Source organism: uncultured Lactobacillus sp. (assembly GCF_947367125.1).
Taxonomy (GTDB): domain Bacteria; phylum Bacillota; class Bacilli; order Lactobacillales; family Lactobacillaceae; genus Lactobacillus.
The window spans coordinates 56,568-72,270 of sequence record NZ_CANBCQ010000005.1; the positions used below are offsets into that span (position 1 = coordinate 56,568).

Here is a 15,703-nt window from a genome sequence, read left to right on the forward strand (position 1 = left end):
TTAGATAAAGATATCTTAACGTGAAGACCATCTTTCGTCAACTCTTTTTGCCACAAAAAAAGCCCGAGATTTCTCTCAAGCTTTCTTATAGCTAGTCACCCATCTTATAGAAGCCCTTAGCCTTTAAGCCGTAAGCTTGACCAGCAGTCATATCATATTGAACCATTTCGTAATCCTTCAAAATTGCTTGTTGTTCTGAAGTCAATTTCTTTGGATCAACGAAGTGACCCTTTTGGTCAACTAATTGGAAGCCTTGGTCACCATTGAAGTTAATGGTGATTGCTGGCAACTTCTTGTGAACTTCAGTTAACAATGCTTGGTAAGGAGTTACCTTAGAGTTAGTTTGTTCAAGCATCATTGCAGTAAAATCACTTGTGTTGACATAGTTAGTGTTATGGGTCAACTTGCTCTTAGCACCATGTTCTCTAGCATACTTATTAGAGTAAATGAAGTAGCGAGTTGAGTGCATTTGCACTGGATAACGACTAGCGTAGTTTTGTGACAAGATACTTGGGTAGTGGTCCCCATAGAAGACAACCGTAATTGGCTTCTTGATCTTATCAATCTTACCGATAAATTGCTTTACAGCCTTATCAGTGTATTGAACACCCTTCATGTAAGTTGCCATTTGTTCACGAACAGCAGCAGTGTTGAAGAGCTCACCAGATACCTTGCCCATGTATTCATTATTTGGATACCAATTGTTGTACGGCATGTGGTTTTGAATTGAAATCAAGTTAATGAATTGACCGCCCTTCATGCTATTGATTTGTTTCAAACCATTTGCATAAGTAGTGTAGTCAGAATTGTAAGTTGATTTGCCAAGTTTCTTTTGATCAATGATCTTGTACTTAGAGCCAAGGTAAACAAACTTATTGAACTTAAATCTCTTGTAATCTTCTACTCTTGAGTAGTAAGTACCGATGAATGGGTGAACTGCAGACTTGTAATTGAAGTCCATTCCGACTGTTGGGTAGAAGTCATGGTTTGGCACAATTTGAACATATGGTGTCAAGGTTGACTTGAACATCCCCATGTTGAAACCAGTCAAGGTTTCCCATTCCATGTTGGCAGTACCACCACCATAACCAGCACTAAGCATGCTACCGTAAGTAGATCTCTTAGCCATTGATTGAATAAATTTAACTGGATTTGGTACCTTAGGATCAATCTTTACAGTTGGAAAAGTATATGGATCAACAAAACTTTCACTCAAGTTGTAAACGATAGTTTGATCCTTTAACGTATTCTTTCTTGACTTATTAATTTCATCAGCGATCTTGCTGTACTTCTCATTCAAATGTTGAATTGTAGATTTTGAATAGTTGGCTGGCTTATTCATAATCTGCAAGTCAAAGTAGTTCAAGAAGTTCAATAATGGACCGTTAATTTGAATATCACGTTCAGGGTTTCTAAATGATTGCTTATTATCAAAACCACGGTTAATGTGGTAAATCATGCCGCCATCGTGGTTGAAGCGAACTGGTGTCATGAACAAAAGCAAACTCAATAATGCCCAAATACCACGGCGTTTCCATGAACCCTTTTTCTTAATTGGGAACTTAATTTCAAGAAAGACAGTCAAGGCAATGATAATTACCAAAGCAATGGCGATCATAATTACCTTTTGTTGGCCGACCATCGGCAACAAGGTCTTCCAGTTAACAATTTCATCTAATTCAGTTGGATAAATTGGTTCCCCACGCAGATCCAACTTAATCTTATTGGCAATGGCCCAACCGATTGTAATTACAGTTACTAAAATAGTTGAAGTCCAGTACCGTGTAGTAATGAAGTAGAAAATTGCAAACATTGCATCGAGGAAGATTGCCGTCAAAATGATAGCGAAAAATCTAGTCCCGAGCAAGAAGATTACGGCATTGATATCAGTCGCTGTCGTAATCTGAATTCGCAAATTATCTGATTCAATTAAGAATGAAGCAAAACTTAAGACATAGAACCAGCCCCAAGTAAGGAGTCTTACTCTATTCTCAACTACCCAAGCAGTAAAGTTAGCCCAAGCATCTTCGACAATTTCTGCCAAGTTATCATGCCGCTTAAAGAACGCAACAGTACGCTTAACCGGTTTTAATTTAAATAAGTAACGTTCATATAGCCAACTCAACCCCAAAGCAACAAGTGCCATGATAATAATCATCAAGAACTTATTAAAGCCAGCACTATTAGTAAAGCGGAATGATCTTACGAAGCCGCCAATAACTGGGGCATCCATAAAGATAATTACCGGAATAAAGAAGTGCATCTGCTTAGCACTGTAGCTAACGATCACTTTTCTAAAGATTAAGAAAGCTGCTAAAACCATTAAGAACAAAAATGGTGAAGCAATATTGCTTAAAAATTTAGGATTCCAGGAATAAACACCGCTTCGGCCAGATAAACGTTGGTACCAGTAAACCCCGTTAAATCCGGGAACACCGATAAACATTACGAAGAAGGACATTACTCCAGCTGCAATTGACCAGCCAAAGACCTTTTTCGGAATCTTAACGTTAGCTAAAAACATTCCCCAAGCAAAGTACAAGATCAAATATACGCCATAAATAGACTTGTTAAAGATCATCGTACCTGCACTAGTCGCAAAACCGGTTAAAGTTAAGGCACTAAGCAATAACACATTTTGCTTAGTAGTAATGCGGTGCTGCAGTTCATACAAGTATGGTTGAGCTAGCATACTAAAAATTAAACCAGCCAACAATGCTGACGTACTAGTCAAGACTGGGAAAAATACTCCCCAGAGCTTCCACATATTAAAAGTACCTGGTCGCTTAAAGAAGTTTACCAAGTATAAAAGAACTAGTGTAACAACCGCTATAATCCAAAACTTAAAGGCTTCAGTTGGATGAACCTTTCTTTTGCTATAAACAGCACCAAAGACCATTGGCACCAGCACCATCGTACTGCGGCCAAGTAATCCTGGAATATATCTCATTAGGGTACTTAATGGCAATCTACCAAAAGTGCTACCCCAAGAATACATCTGCACTAGCATGAAAAATGCTGCAACAATCAAACAAATGATTTGCCAAGCATTTAGTGATTTTTTCTTGTTAATCTCACTCATTTTCTCTAGTCTGTGTCCTCACTAAAAAATTTTGTCATTACTTAATAATTCCGAGCTTCTTTTTAATTGAAAGCAAAATATCTACCTTCTTGCCATGACCGGTAAAGAAGTCAATGATATCATGCCAAAACTTGAAGCACATTATCAAAGTAATCACGATAAAAACAATTCCTGCCTCCTGATTGTGCAAGAATGTATCTATACTGAATAAAAGCATAAACACTAAAGGCGGAATCGTCAAATTTTGCATAATCGCTGTTAATACCAGAGCCACTAATAAAGTCGCAAAACCCGCTTTCCAATCATAAAAAACTGCTGCCTGAGCTGCAACTGCAACCCCTTTGCCACCATGGAAATGATTCCAGATTGGAAAACAATGTCCTAGAATTAACCCCAGCCCGGCATAGGCAATATTAATATGGGCCGGAAAAGCAAAATACACAATAAACAAGGCAATCAAACTTTTAAGCAAATCGCCTAAGCAGGTTAAAATGCCCCATTTTTTACCAAAGACAGCACCCATATTAGCTGTCCCTGGATTATGTGAACCATATTCTGTAGGATTTATTTTTAAAAAGATTTTACCAACGACCATCGCCGTTAAGAAATTACCAAAAACATAGCCAATCAGCGTAGCCCAAACACGCGCCATTAATTATCACCTTCTTCGGTGTAATCATAGATGTGATAATCTTGCGTCTTATCACTCTTAAAGCTAAAGCCATTAGCAATATTCTTTTCATTTTGGAAAGTTTCATTATTTGAAATTGTTTCCTCAGGTAAACCCAATTCTTGACGAACTAAATTAGAAATCCGCTGCAACTCACTAGTTGGCTGTACTTGATAAGCTGCATCCTTGATCATCGCATTATAACCATGCAAATAATCGCTAGATGAAGAATTAGCACAACTACGGTAATTCATCGCAATCTGCTGCATTGCGATGAATGGCAAATTAGTCCGCACATTGCTTGATACTGAAGTCAGAATTGAATCTAAATTTGATAAAGAACTAACTGAAACAGCCTTCTTAATCAAAGTAGTAATGACTTGCCGTTGTCTTTCCTGACGGCCGTAATCGCCTCGCGGATCATCATAACGCATCCGTGAATAGGCTAGTGCGCCAGCACCACCCATGTGCGTTAGCTTACCTTTTTTAAAAATATAACCACCATATTCAAAACTAAGCGTTGGTCTAATATTAATTCCGCCAACATAGCGAATCATTTTCATAATTCCGCCCATATTAACGACAGCGTAGTACTTAATTGGTACATTAATTAATTTGGAAACAGAATCCATCGACATTTTAGCCCCACCTAATTCATAGGCGGCGTTAATCTTTTCGACTTTAAAGCTGTCATTGCCGACCATCTGTGCCATCGTATCACGTGGAATTGAGACCAAAGTATAGTGTTTCTTAGCAGGGTTAACTACAGCTAAAATCATAGTATCTGTCCGTCCGCGTTTTTCTTTTCGATTAAGGGCACCGGTATCAGTCCCCATCAGCAAAACTGCGAACTTCTTTTTCCCATTAAATTCACCTGTAGTTTTCACTGCAGTCTTGGGGTCATAGGTTTTATCTACTGCAGATTTAGTGCGGAAATAGACTGAAGCAAAATATGCTGCAACCCCAACAACCGCAACTAGCACCACAATACTAATAATCCATGCCCCAACATGACGATTCTTATAATTGTGTGTTTCTACCCGACTATTATGCGGGTGATTAGATCTTTCTTTTCTATCTTTCATAAAACATACCTATAATGTAAATTCACATTGAATGTATTATAACAAAAAAAGCAAATCATCGCTGACTTGCTTAGTATATCTTATTAAAATCGTTACTAATTTTTACTTCAAAGTCAAGTTTAACGCAAATTTGCAACTATTTTTTGGCTCTAATGTAAGTTCACCCGTAAAAGCAGTAACGCGATCATTATCCGCATTCAACTTAAAATCAGTTGAAGCAATCTCAATTCCATGTTCTTTATTAGTCAAAGTAATCTTGTTGACCTGACTTTCGCTCTGCCATGAAGTTGGCAAGACGAAGCCTAAAGAGAATGGTAGCTCCTTATTTGAAGAATTTTTCAAATAAAAAGAAATGTTGACCTGATTACCCTCCAAAGCATAGGTAGTCATCACTTCAAAATGATATGGAAAATGCTTGTAGCTTTCTGGTGTATCAATTAAAGTTAGACTTACGCGAGTATCACCCTTGTCAACAACGGTCCAAGGCAATTTGCTAGCCCAATTATTATCTTGGTCAATTACTGGAAAAGCAAGTGCCATACCTTCTTCACTTTCTTGCTCGCCGAGATAATCAAATTGATCTGTTAAGGACACCAACTGTGCCATTTTGGCCCCATTCTCATCGACAGAGACTTGAAAGAGAGAATTATCTATTGTTTGCATATTTTTCTCCCAATTATTACACTCCGTAACTCAAAATAGCACTTACCATATACAACTGTCAATTTTCACCACTTTCTGAGCAGAAAATGGTAATTATTCTTTGTTTATAATATAATAGGTTTGTTCCAGAAAATTTAAAATCAAAAAATCAATTATAGTTTTTGGAGCAAGTTGATAAAAAAGGCATCCCTGGTGGATGTCTTTTTTAGTCCAAAAGAAAAAAACCCCGAAATTTGCGAGGTTCTTTTTTGTGTGAATAACTACTAATAATAAATTAGTCGTCCAACTTTTCCTTGTTAACAACATCCAAGTTTTCGTCGAATGTGTAAACAACTGGTTCACCAGTCTTCATTTCGAGGTTCATGATGTCGTCGTCAGAAATGTTTTCGATATACTTAGTCAAAGCGCGAAGTGAATTACCGTGAGCTGCGATAATTACGTTCTTGCCGTCAAGTAAGTCTGGAGCAATGTGATCTTCCCAGAATGGCATTACACGGTCAAGACATACGTGTAAGTTTTCTGCCTTAGGAACGATGTGTGGGTCCAAGTTTGCGTAACGACGGTCATGTGCTTGACTGAATTCGTTATCGTCATCGATAGCTGGTGGCAAAACATCGTATGAACGACGCCAAATGTGAACTTGTTCATCGCCGTACTTTTCAGCAGTAGCCTTCTTGTTCAAACCTTGTAAAGCACCGTAGTGACGTTCGTTAAGTCTCCAGGTCTTAGTTTCTGGAATCCAAAGTTGGCCACTTTCTTCAAGGGCGAAGTGCAAAGTCTTGATTGCACGAGTTAATAATGAAGTGTAAGCTTGGTCAAATTCAAGACCGTGTTCCTTGATTAAACGGCCAGCCTTCTTAGCTTCTTCAACACCTTTTTCTGAAAGGTTAACATCAACCCAACCAGTAAATTGGTTTGAAAGGTTCCATTCACTTTGACCGTGACGGATTAAAACTAATTTTGACATGAAATATCTCCTTTTAAAATTCAATGTTTCATCCATATTTTACACATTTCACAAATTTTTTCATAGAGTTAAGGCTAAAAAAATCGTGTTTTTTCAATTTTGTAACGTTATTCTTGCTATACTAGAAGAAAAAATTTAATGAAAGAAAGTTATATATGAAATTTAAACACCAAAATATTATCATTACCGTTTTATTAGCACTACTCTTTTTAACAGCTTGCTCTAAAACAGGTTCAAACAAAACAGCTAATTTACCTACTGCTAAAACTATTTTAACCAAGGCAGAAAAAGATAATTTTAATTCAATGCACGCTTCTTGGAATGAATCAGCTAATCAAAAAACGCAACAAAAAGCTGAAGCACAATACACTAAAAAGCCAACTGTCATTTATGCCAATGTTTCTAGCATTTCTAACCACTATCAAATGTGGATTGAAGGCAAAAACAATTACATCAAAATGAAAGGTACCAACTCACAACACTGGTTCAAGACTAAATTATCTAAAACTAGTGCTTACGGCGCCATCACCGATAGCTTAAACGGCAGCTTGCTCATGCCTTTTATCCCTACTGCTAAATCCTTTAAGGTAAAGCAAAACGGCAAAGATTACCTGCTCACTTATAAAGGAAACAACAAGAAAATTTGGAATGCCATTATTTCTGATTCGGCTTTCACTGCTTTAATCGGGATTGATCTTGATAATGTGAAGCCGATCAAAAATGACATCCAAATTAACGTTGATCAAAACTATCATATCAAAAAGGTTAATATTGACTCGACCTACAAAGACGACGGTCAAAAGAAAAACTTCACCATGCAAATTGATCAAATTAACCAAGTTAAAAAGTTAACTGTACCCGCTTCAGTTAAGAAGTCAGCCGTTGATTTAGGCAAGCTTAATACAAAATAAAATTAAAGAATAATCTGCTTCGTCAATAAGAAGCAGATTTTTTAGTTATAATAGAATTAATTGAAACATACAGGAGAAATGCAAATGAAATTAAAGAAAACAATTATCGGCTTATCCTTCGCCGCCCTCTTTTTATTAGGGGGCTGTAGTAAACAAGAAAAGAAATCTGCGCCAGCTTTAACCAAGACTCAAGTGGTGCAAAAGATGAAGAAAGGCTTTCAATCTGGACAAGTTATTCAATCAGTTACCTTGGGAACAGATACTTCAAGTCAAGTAGCTTTAGCCAATACTACCTTTGGTGGAAAAAACACGGTCTACCATATCACTAACCAAACAACCAATAAAGGTAAAACCAGTTCCAATGAAGAATGGGTTAACCTCAATAATGTTTACATCAATGGGCAAAACACTTGGTATAAGGCTGATCTTGAAAAACTTACTGGCCACAATTACGCTGAATTAACTGATGCAATTATGAATAATCACATGATTACCAACCCAAGTGATCAGTTAGTTTCAGCTTATAAGATGAAGAAAAGCAAAAAAGATGGTGTTTATACTTACACTTTAACTGCTAAAAGTACTGATCAAGCTTTAATGAAAAAGGCGGCAGCACCAATTTTTAACACTACTGCACAAAGCACCAATCAAGCTAAGGTTTTCAAGCAAATTCAAAAATTGGGCAAATACCAATCAATGAATGTAAAGGCTGTTGTTAAGGATGATAAACTATCCACCTTTAATGTCTTTGTTAACTTAAAACTAGGCAAATTAATGCACGTTAAGGTTGGTCAAAGTTACGGCAACTTCGGCAGCCACGACTTCTTGAAAGTCCCAACTTCCGCAACCAACGCCAAAGATTTGCCAACTACTAATACTAAAAAGAAGTAGGTCAAAAATGAAATTAGGAATTATCGGCAGCGGCATGATCGTCCACGATTTTTTAACAACCGCTGACCAAATAAAAAACATGACGATTACGGCCATTTCATCAACTAAACGTAGTGAAAAAATTGCGCAAGATTTAGCCCAGCAATATCACATTGCCCGCACTTACATCGACAATGATGAATTGCTAGCCGAACCTGAAGTTGACACAGTTTATGTGGCTGTACCCAACTTTCTTCATTACGAAGTTGCTAAAGCTGCGCTTGAACATGGCAAAAATGTCATCTGTGAAAAGCCTTTTGTCCAAAGCACTGCCGAAGCTGAAGAACTAAAAAAGCTCGCTGACGAAAAAGACTTAATCATTGTTGAAGCCATTACTAACCTTTATTTAGAGAACTTCAAACAGATTAAAGCAGAAATCGCTAAGATCGCCCCAATCCACATCATTAATCTGAATTATACGCAATATTCCAGCCGTTATGATGCCTTCTTGACTGGTAAAATTGCCCCAGTTTTTGACCCTAAAAAAGATGGTGGCGCCTTGATGGACTTGAATATCTACAATATTCACTTAGTAGCTGCGTTGTTTGGCTTGCCTGATCAAGTTCAATATTATGCAAATATGCAAAAAGGCGTTGATACTTCTGGGATTCTTCATCTTTCTTACCCTGATAAGCAAGCATCCCTCACTGCGGCCAAAGATAGCTACGTAACGCCACGTTCCTTTATTGAAGGTGAAAAAGGCAGCATCTACTTTGACGGTTCAACGGGAACGCTCGATAATTTCACAGTTGAGGTGCGCAATGAAAAGCCTAAGCGTTACAGCTTAAACAAATATCCTCACCGTATGGCGGCTGAGTTTAATGCCTTTGCTCAAATGATCAACCAACACGATACCCAAAAAGCTGACTCAGCTTTCGTGAATACTTTAGAGACAATGCAAATTTTGACCAAAGCAAGAAATTCAATGATTTAACTATTCTCAAAATTTTCTAAATGGAGACAAACAATGAAAATTCTAGTAACTGGTTTTGATCCTTTTGGCGACGATAAGATTAATCCTGCCATTGAGGCAGTCAAAAGATTGCCTGATACCATCAAGGGAGCAAAAATTATTAAATTAGAAATCCCTACGGTTTTTAATAAATCAGCCCAAGTCGTGCATCAAGCAATCGTAAAAGAGCAACCTGACTACGTACTCAATGTTGGTCAAGCTGGCGGTCGGTCTGCCCTAACTCCTGAGCGTGTAGCCATCAACATTAACGATGGTCGCATCCCTGATAATGATGGCTATCAACCACTAGATGAACCGATTCAACCAGATGGGGACACTGCCTACTTCACACAACTGCCGATCAAGGCCATGGCCAAGGCAATTCGAGCGGCAGGTTTACCAGCAATAGTTTCTAACACAGCTGGCACCTATGTCTGCAACCATATTTTTTACCAAGTGCAGTACATGCGCGCAAAAGAATTTCCTAAGCTTAAAGCTGGCTTCATTCATATTCCATTTTTACCAGAACAGGTTATCACCAGGCCAAATCAGCCTTCGATGGCACTAGCTGATATTGTTAAAGGCCTAACCGCAGCAATTGGCGCAATTGTTGAGCGTGATGGTCAAAGTGATATAAAAGCCGTAGAAGGACAAAATCATTAAGATAGTAAAAAACTAGCTGCAAAATTTGCAACTAGTTTTTTTGGTTAATTTTGATGACTCAATAATTTCTTTACTTGATCCGCATCCTTAAAGGCCCCGGAAAAGATCAAAATATCATTTGGTTCAATTACAGTCCAACCATGCGGAATCAACCATTCATTGCCACGGCGAATTCGACTAACCGTGATCTTGTCAACAAATTCCAAATCACTAAGTGGTCGCCCAGTATAACGCGTATTCTTCACCTTTACTGAGTACAAAACGTTATTGGTATCAGTCATAATCTTGTAGACCGTTGGTGATTCAATCAAGGCCCGCATTAAAGCTGAACGCACATTAGTAAAGTTAAATACTTCCACGCCTGCTTCTTGACAGCGCGATAAAGTATCACTGTCTACTTCATTCATCCGCGCAATTGCCCGTTTAACCCCTAAGTCTTTGGCATATTCTGCCATGCGTGCATTTTCTTGATCATGATGCCCTGCTGCGACAAAAATATCACAATCAAAGGCGCCGCTATGTTCTAGACTTTGATTATCCAAATTATTGAGCAAAGTTAAGCCTTTAACTCGGCTATCATAAGTCTCGTATTGGTCCTTTTGATCAGTAAACATCTTGATTGAGTACCAATTATCATGTAAATCATGAGCAACCGGTACCGTAAAGGCATTGGCACCCACGATAGTAACTGTTTCTTTGATCCGATCTTCTGGTGATAAAACAAAGTTAGAATTAAAGACAATTGGACTAACAATGCAGACAATTACTGCTGCTAAGATAAAGACGTCAGATTGAGTCGAAGTAATTGCATGCAATTTACGCGCAACTTGCAAGGTTGGCAAAACAATCGTAATCGTCGTTGCCGTTAAAAAACCACCAGCAAAAGCATTCTTTTTCTCAAAGTAACGCATATAGACTAAGACGACTGGAGCTTTAGCCAAGAACAAGAAGATAACCAAAACTGGCAATAGCATCAATGATGATGGATGAGCAAACAATGACTTTAAGTTCAAGCCCACCCCAGTCATAATGAAGAAAATTGGAATAAAGAAACCATAACCAATGGAAGTTAACTTATCTTTAGTAGCTTCACTAGGCTCTAACAACTTCATAACCATTCCGGCTAAGAATGCACCTAAGATGTTTTCGGCACCAACTCGTTCGGCTACTGTAACTAAAGCAAAAATTAAGAAGAAGGCCAAGCGAATATCCAACTGGGTCGTAGCCTTGGTTACTTTGCTAAACCAAAGATATGGCTGCTTGAAACGACGCAAAAGAAAGATTGCCGCTACAAAAAGTAGGATAATCAGCCATAATTGCTCTGCGTTGCCCCCATTAACTGAAGCATAAATCGTTAACAAAAGCAGCGGAATTACTTCACCTAACACGGCAGTCAGTAAGATCGTCTGTCCGATCGGCCGCCCAAGGATATCTTTTTCTTTCAAGGTAGCAATAACAACCCCTAAAGCAACAGTCATAAAAATAATCGCTGCTAAAACAATATTGCTAAATAAGCCAATTAACTTCAAAACATAAGCTAAAATAAAGGCCATAATCACAATGCCGGCAAAAGCAGTTAAAGCAGTAGGCAAAGGATCGACTGTTTTTCCTGCTTGTGACTTAGCTTTCGGATTATTTTTCCGTTGCAAGAGATCGAAGTTAATTTCCATCCCTGATAAAAACATCAGCAAAATTACGCCGAGGTTCGATAAAAACGTTAAATCATGTGTCGAAACCACAATGTTAAAGCCGCTCGAACCGACAATAATTCCCACAATAATTTCCGCAATTGCGGTTGGCACGGTGCTAATTTTAAAACGCGCCATAAAAATTGGAATCACGAGCGCCAATAAGACGACTAAAAATAGTGATAATTGCGCCATATACTCTCCCCTTTTCACATTCAACACAAGAATTATACAAAAAATACGCCTTAATTCCCATTAATTGTGGTTTAAGACGTATCTTTTTTCTATCTAATATCGCTTGCTAATACATATTGCGTAGCATTCAAAGCATAATACTTTTGATTGTTAATGGTGATCTTACTACCATAAGTCATCACCCGGCTGCCTTTTCTGACCAAATTATCTTTTTGAATTCGGCCTAAGCGTGTCCGCAAGTAAGTATTCTTCTTTGCGGTTCTAACTGTCGCATCAATATTAGTAGCTACTACATATTGATTCTTACCAATCTGGTAGTATTTCTTATTATTGATCAACTTGTAACCTAAAACAGTTACTGGACTACCAGCTAACTTCAAGGTCTTAGTCTTCTTGCCATTCTTATTGTAAACATAAGCATCATGGCCTAAAGTTACCGCACCTTGGACTTCTGCTGATACTTCGTCCTTAATCTTGTTTGGATCTTTACTGTTAGTATTTTCATTCTTCTTTTGTAAGTCGTAGTAATACTTTATTAAAGAATAAAATTGATCCATGTCATAACCCCATTTGGCAAAGTAACCATCAGGGTCAACGTGATCAGTCCCACCTAAAAAGGTGCTAACTGCCTTGTGCGACCAAATTGTACCATCACCATCATCGCAAGCATTATCTGGCTTTAAATTATAGCGGTGCAACAACTTAGCAATATAAATTGCATCATTATTAACTGACTTAGCAAAGGCATCACGACTGCTTTCTTCACATAGTTCTATTTGAATAAAGCGGTTATTGGCTTGTTGCCCTGCACCCCAAGTACCAACATTAGGAGAACACATTTGGATAATTTGCTTGCTATCAACAAAAGCATTTACGTAAGCATTAATCTTATTCCATTCACGGTTAAAGTAAATTGCTTCATCGTGAGCAGTCGCACCAGGATCATCAGTTTCATGAACTACGATCCCTTCTGGCTTGCCATTTTGATACTCAACGCCAGGGAATTTATTGTACTTTATCCCCTCTAGTTTGAGCATTTTGTATAAATAAGTAACCCCACTATATTGGTACTTCTTAGCTAAACTATTAATTGAAGCGGCGTCGACTTGGTTAGTTGACACTACACCAATTATGCCGAAAAATGCAATTAAGGCAATCAAAAATTTGCGTACTTTCACAATGAAATCCTTTCCTTAACTACATGAAGTTTGATTTCTTAATGTATTGACGAATACCTACTCGATAGTATTTCTTACCATTAATTGTTACTGCACTACCATAAGTGGCAATTTGGCTATGCTTTTTATGCTTCAAATTGTTATCGCGGTTGCCATATTGATTATAAACATAGGAAGTTTTCTTCAAGAACTTCAAAGTACCATCAATATTGCCAGCCGCAATGTATTCATTTTCACCGACACGATAGTAAGTCTTCCCCTTGATTGTCTTGGTACCGTAAGTGTTGATCCACTTGCCACCATTTTCATCACTGGTCTTGAACATCTTGCCCTTTAACTTCTTACCATTTTGGTCATAAACATAGGCATTATGCATCAAGTTCTTAGAAACAGGCTTCACATTCTTAGGTGCTTGAGTTACAGGTTCCTTAGTTGCGGAACTGCTCTTATCCAAAACTGAGCCATTAACCCAACCACGACCATCAATGTACATTCTGCTTGAACCATCGTGGAAAGTAATGGTCTTAGTAACAACAACCTTTTCGCCGGCCTTAACCGAACCAATTGCCTTAGCAACAGATGGAGCAGTTGGCCAATTATAAGTTGAACTATCCTTACCAGCAGTATAAGTTCTCGTAGTATTAATAGTTACAGGATCATATTTGGTCAAATTCAAACTAGTAATATGACTATTCAAAGCCCTATCATACTTAGAATCGGTAGCGTAAGTCCCAGTCAAAGCCTTGGTAACTGATGCATAAGTTGAAGCATTCTCAATCCAAGTACCCTTGTAACGCAAGGGATCCCAAGAAACACCATTTCTCAACTTGCTTCCATTATCTTCAAATGATTGTTCAAAGGATGGGTACTTTCTAAACGCTGCAGTAATATAATAGCTTTTACCGTTCTTGCCTTCTTCTCTAGTCTTGGCAGTATAAGTCTCACCTGTCCAAGAATCATCAGCCTTCATCCCAAAAAGGTTATTAGCATTAACGGCCAGTCCTGATTGTCCCCAGCCTGATTCTGTTATTGCCTGGGCAATCATTACTGATGGAAGTGTCCCATATTTTTTAGCTGCTTTCACAGCTTGCTTAGCAGCTTTATTCAAAAATGCAGTCTGATTGGCGGTAGCGGCAGAAACTTGATGGTTTGAGGCTTGATTCGTCATCACAGTATTAACTGCAGGAACAGCTACAGAAGTAAGCATTGCGGCAGCAGCAAAACTGGTCAAAAGTCTCTTCTTCATAAAAAATTATCCTCCTTAATATAACACCTCCATTGTATCTAGCAAATTAGGTCTAGACAAGCGTTTCAACAGATTTGTCGTAAAAAAGTAACATTTGTAATAATATTTTGATGCTAATTATCTAAGTATTTCCATTACAATAATCCGGCTTCTATCATGCTGGTTGGCAAAGGTAACCCTACTTTGCATTCATTTTTGTACATTTGATAAAGATGCTCTGGCGATGAATGATCAAAATCATGACCAGAATGTGTTAAATTCCAATAAGTTTTTGAGATTTCAAATTGATGAAGAGCCTCAGAGAAAGTGATTTTTTTATTTTTTACTATTAAATTGGCTACGTCTTCTGACATACAATCATAGAATTCTTGATCCTCAATAGTAACAGGTTGCATTTTCATTTCAGTATCAAACATGTGCAACAAAATAACGGGATCTGAATATTCAATATTATGATCCCAAAGAAATAAATAGTCATATGTAGCTGAGTTTTTAAAAAGTTTTTTTGCTTTTTTAGTACTCCAATTAAACTTTTTGACAATTAAGATGATTGTTGCATTTACCAAGTCATTAATTACTGCCTGTCTATCTTGTTCTAAATCTCTATTTAACATAATAGTCACCTACATACCTTAATTTCTTTATTGCAAGATCAGTTTTAAAACAAAATTGATCTGTATATCTGTCCAACTTTAAATCACAAATTAGTTTTTCAAAATCCCGCTCGTTACCTTTTAAAAATTTACGAATCAAGAGATTAGTGCGTCCATCCGCCACAGGACCGTATAAAACATCATATTTTGGAAGGGCAAACTCATTGTTACTACGGCACTGTAGCATTACTTTTACAAATTCGACTTTATCATATTTCTTAAACCTAAGATGTTTTAGATCATCCATACTTATTTCAAACTGTGACACACATGCTACTATAATTTTGTTCTCAGTTTTATAGTAATATTTTGCTTTTCTTTTGGCCCATTTTTCAGCCTGTTTAGCATCGCTTGTTAAATAAAATCCATTTCCAAAGTCATTAGTTCCATCATTATAATTGGCTTTCGGATTTCTTACAGGCATAAAAGATCCGTGATATAACAACAAATTTCGCATACTTACATTTTCCCTCAAAATTTAAGATTTACCTCTCTATATATAAGTACGCAAAAAATGTCGATTTCTTTTTCACAAAATTACTTCTTTAGATTTTCTTTACCTTATTATTTTACAAGCATCCCTTAACAAAACCAAAAACAACACTCTAACTCATCAAATCGCATCGTACTCTTTTTTCACAAAAGTATCCGCGCAGCGGACAAAACCCACCCAACCAACCCCAAGCAAATAAGAGGACAGAAACCACCCCTTCATTGCTTGACAAAAATCGAGTACACAATATACGTGCTTCAGGCGTGTCGCCTGTACGCATGCTGATCCTTCAGCAATGACTACTACCTCATGAGAGTTATAAACTCA

The 15,703-nt window shown here is 37.6% G+C and carries 14 protein-coding genes; 4 read left to right on the plus strand and 10 right to left on the minus strand.

Annotation, left to right across the window (positions count from 1 at the left end; all coding sequences use genetic code 11):
• Positions 1 to 91: 91 nt before the first annotated feature.
• The 5 genes from Q0Y84_RS02655 to Q0Y84_RS02675 all read right to left on the minus strand — a co-directional run bounded on the left by Q0Y84_RS02655 (position 92) and on the right by Q0Y84_RS02675 (position 6,467).
• A complete protein-coding gene (locus Q0Y84_RS02655; RefSeq protein ID WP_297950610.1) occupies positions 92 to 3,082 on the minus strand; it encodes a sulfatase-like hydrolase/transferase in 2,991 nt (996 codons plus the stop codon).
• 37 nt (positions 3,083 to 3,119) lie between these two features.
• Positions 3,120 to 3,734, minus strand: coding sequence for a glycerol-3-phosphate acyltransferase (locus tag Q0Y84_RS02660; RefSeq protein WP_297950611.1), 615 nt, complete (start codon positions 3,732 to 3,734; stop codon positions 3,120 to 3,122).
• Positions 3,734 to 4,837 (minus strand): LCP family protein, encoded by a 1,104-nt coding sequence (locus Q0Y84_RS02665; RefSeq protein WP_297950612.1) that lies wholly within the window; start codon positions 4,835 to 4,837, stop codon positions 3,734 to 3,736. Before Q0Y84_RS02665 ends, Q0Y84_RS02660 begins: the two co-directional genes overlap by 1 nt.
• A 102-nt stretch (positions 4,838 to 4,939) precedes the next feature.
• Complete coding sequence (locus Q0Y84_RS02670; protein WP_297950613.1) at positions 4,940 to 5,500, minus strand: aldose epimerase; 561 nt, start codon at positions 5,498 to 5,500, stop codon at positions 4,940 to 4,942.
• Between the two features lie 274 nt (positions 5,501 to 5,774).
• Positions 5,775 to 6,467 carry a 2,3-diphosphoglycerate-dependent phosphoglycerate mutase gene (locus Q0Y84_RS02675; protein ID WP_100733319.1) on the minus strand — a complete coding sequence of 231 codons (693 nt, stop codon included), beginning with the start codon at positions 6,465 to 6,467 and terminating at the stop codon, positions 5,775 to 5,777.
• 155 nt (positions 6,468 to 6,622) lie between these two features.
• Between Q0Y84_RS02675 and Q0Y84_RS02680 the strand changes: the two genes are divergently transcribed.
• From Q0Y84_RS02680 to pcp, 4 genes are all read left to right on the plus strand, one after another.
• Positions 6,623 to 7,378, plus strand: coding sequence for a DUF6612 family protein (locus Q0Y84_RS02680; protein ID WP_297950614.1), 756 nt, complete (start codon positions 6,623 to 6,625; stop codon positions 7,376 to 7,378).
• 84 nt (positions 7,379 to 7,462) lie between these two features.
• Positions 7,463 to 8,269 carry a hypothetical protein gene (locus tag Q0Y84_RS02685; protein WP_297950615.1) on the plus strand — a complete coding sequence of 269 codons (807 nt, stop codon included), beginning with the start codon at positions 7,463 to 7,465 and terminating at the stop codon, positions 8,267 to 8,269.
• 7 nt (positions 8,270 to 8,276) lie between these two features.
• Complete coding sequence (locus Q0Y84_RS02690) at positions 8,277 to 9,242, plus strand: Gfo/Idh/MocA family oxidoreductase (protein WP_297950616.1); 966 nt, start codon at positions 8,277 to 8,279, stop codon at positions 9,240 to 9,242.
• 33 nt (positions 9,243 to 9,275) lie between these two features.
• A complete protein-coding gene (gene pcp / locus Q0Y84_RS02695; protein ID WP_297950617.1) occupies positions 9,276 to 9,923 on the plus strand; it encodes a pyroglutamyl-peptidase I in 648 nt (215 codons plus the stop codon).
• Between the two features lie 44 nt (positions 9,924 to 9,967).
• Here the strand turns inward: pcp and Q0Y84_RS02700 are convergent, their stop codons facing one another.
• The 5 genes from Q0Y84_RS02700 to Q0Y84_RS02720 all read right to left on the minus strand — a co-directional run bounded on the left by Q0Y84_RS02700 (position 9,968) and on the right by Q0Y84_RS02720 (position 15,358).
• On the minus strand, positions 9,968 to 11,806 hold the full coding sequence (locus tag Q0Y84_RS02700; protein WP_297950618.1) for a cation:proton antiporter family protein: 1,839 nt from the start codon (positions 11,804 to 11,806) through the stop codon (positions 9,968 to 9,970).
• An 89-nt stretch (positions 11,807 to 11,895) separates the two neighbouring features.
• The gene (locus tag Q0Y84_RS02705) at positions 11,896 to 12,984 is read right to left on the minus strand and encodes an SLAP domain-containing protein (RefSeq protein WP_297950619.1); all 1,089 of its coding nucleotides are present in this window, start codon (positions 12,982 to 12,984) and stop codon (positions 11,896 to 11,898) included.
• Between the two features lie 19 nt (positions 12,985 to 13,003).
• Positions 13,004 to 14,230 (minus strand): glucosaminidase domain-containing protein, encoded by a 1,227-nt coding sequence (locus Q0Y84_RS02710; RefSeq protein WP_297950620.1) that lies wholly within the window; start codon positions 14,228 to 14,230, stop codon positions 13,004 to 13,006.
• Positions 14,231 to 14,364: 134 nt separating this feature from the next.
• On the minus strand, positions 14,365 to 14,844 hold the full coding sequence (locus Q0Y84_RS02715) for a hypothetical protein (protein WP_195922186.1): 480 nt from the start codon (positions 14,842 to 14,844) through the stop codon (positions 14,365 to 14,367).
• Positions 14,834 to 15,358, minus strand: coding sequence for a DUF3990 domain-containing protein (locus Q0Y84_RS02720; RefSeq protein ID WP_195922187.1), 525 nt, complete (start codon positions 15,356 to 15,358; stop codon positions 14,834 to 14,836). Before Q0Y84_RS02720 ends, Q0Y84_RS02715 begins: the two co-directional genes overlap by 11 nt.
• Between the last annotated feature and the right edge of the window lie 345 nt (positions 15,359 to 15,703).

What these genes read in the sequence shown, in the direction of transcription:
- Q0Y84_RS02655 (WP_297950610.1), bottom strand. Translation starts at nt 3,082, where the DNA reads ATGAGTGAGATTAACAAGAAAAAATCACTAAATGCTTGGCAAATCATT.
- Q0Y84_RS02660 (WP_297950611.1), bottom strand. Translation starts at nt 3,734, where the DNA reads ATGGCGCGTGTTTGGGCTACGCTGATTGGCTATGTTTTTGGTAATTTC.
- Q0Y84_RS02665 (WP_297950612.1), bottom strand. Translation starts at nt 4,837, where the DNA reads ATGAAAGATAGAAAAGAAAGATCTAATCACCCGCATAATAGTCGGGTA.
- Q0Y84_RS02670 (WP_297950613.1), bottom strand. Translation starts at nt 5,500, where the DNA reads ATGCAAACAATAGATAATTCTCTCTTTCAAGTCTCTGTCGATGAGAAT.
- Q0Y84_RS02675 (WP_100733319.1), bottom strand. Translation starts at nt 6,467, where the DNA reads ATGTCAAAATTAGTTTTAATCCGTCACGGTCAAAGTGAATGGAACCTT.
- Q0Y84_RS02680 (WP_297950614.1), top strand. Translation starts at nt 6,623, where the DNA reads ATGAAATTTAAACACCAAAATATTATCATTACCGTTTTATTAGCACTA.
- Q0Y84_RS02685 (WP_297950615.1), top strand. Translation starts at nt 7,463, where the DNA reads ATGAAATTAAAGAAAACAATTATCGGCTTATCCTTCGCCGCCCTCTTT.
- Q0Y84_RS02690 (WP_297950616.1), top strand. Translation starts at nt 8,277, where the DNA reads ATGAAATTAGGAATTATCGGCAGCGGCATGATCGTCCACGATTTTTTA.
- pcp (WP_297950617.1), top strand. Translation starts at nt 9,276, where the DNA reads ATGAAAATTCTAGTAACTGGTTTTGATCCTTTTGGCGACGATAAGATT.
- Q0Y84_RS02700 (WP_297950618.1), bottom strand. Translation starts at nt 11,806, where the DNA reads ATGGCGCAATTATCACTATTTTTAGTCGTCTTATTGGCGCTCGTGATT.
- Q0Y84_RS02710 (WP_297950620.1), bottom strand. Translation starts at nt 14,230, where the DNA reads ATGAAGAAGAGACTTTTGACCAGTTTTGCTGCTGCCGCAATGCTTACT.
- Q0Y84_RS02715 (WP_195922186.1), bottom strand. Translation starts at nt 14,844, where the DNA reads ATGTTAAATAGAGATTTAGAACAAGATAGACAGGCAGTAATTAATGAC.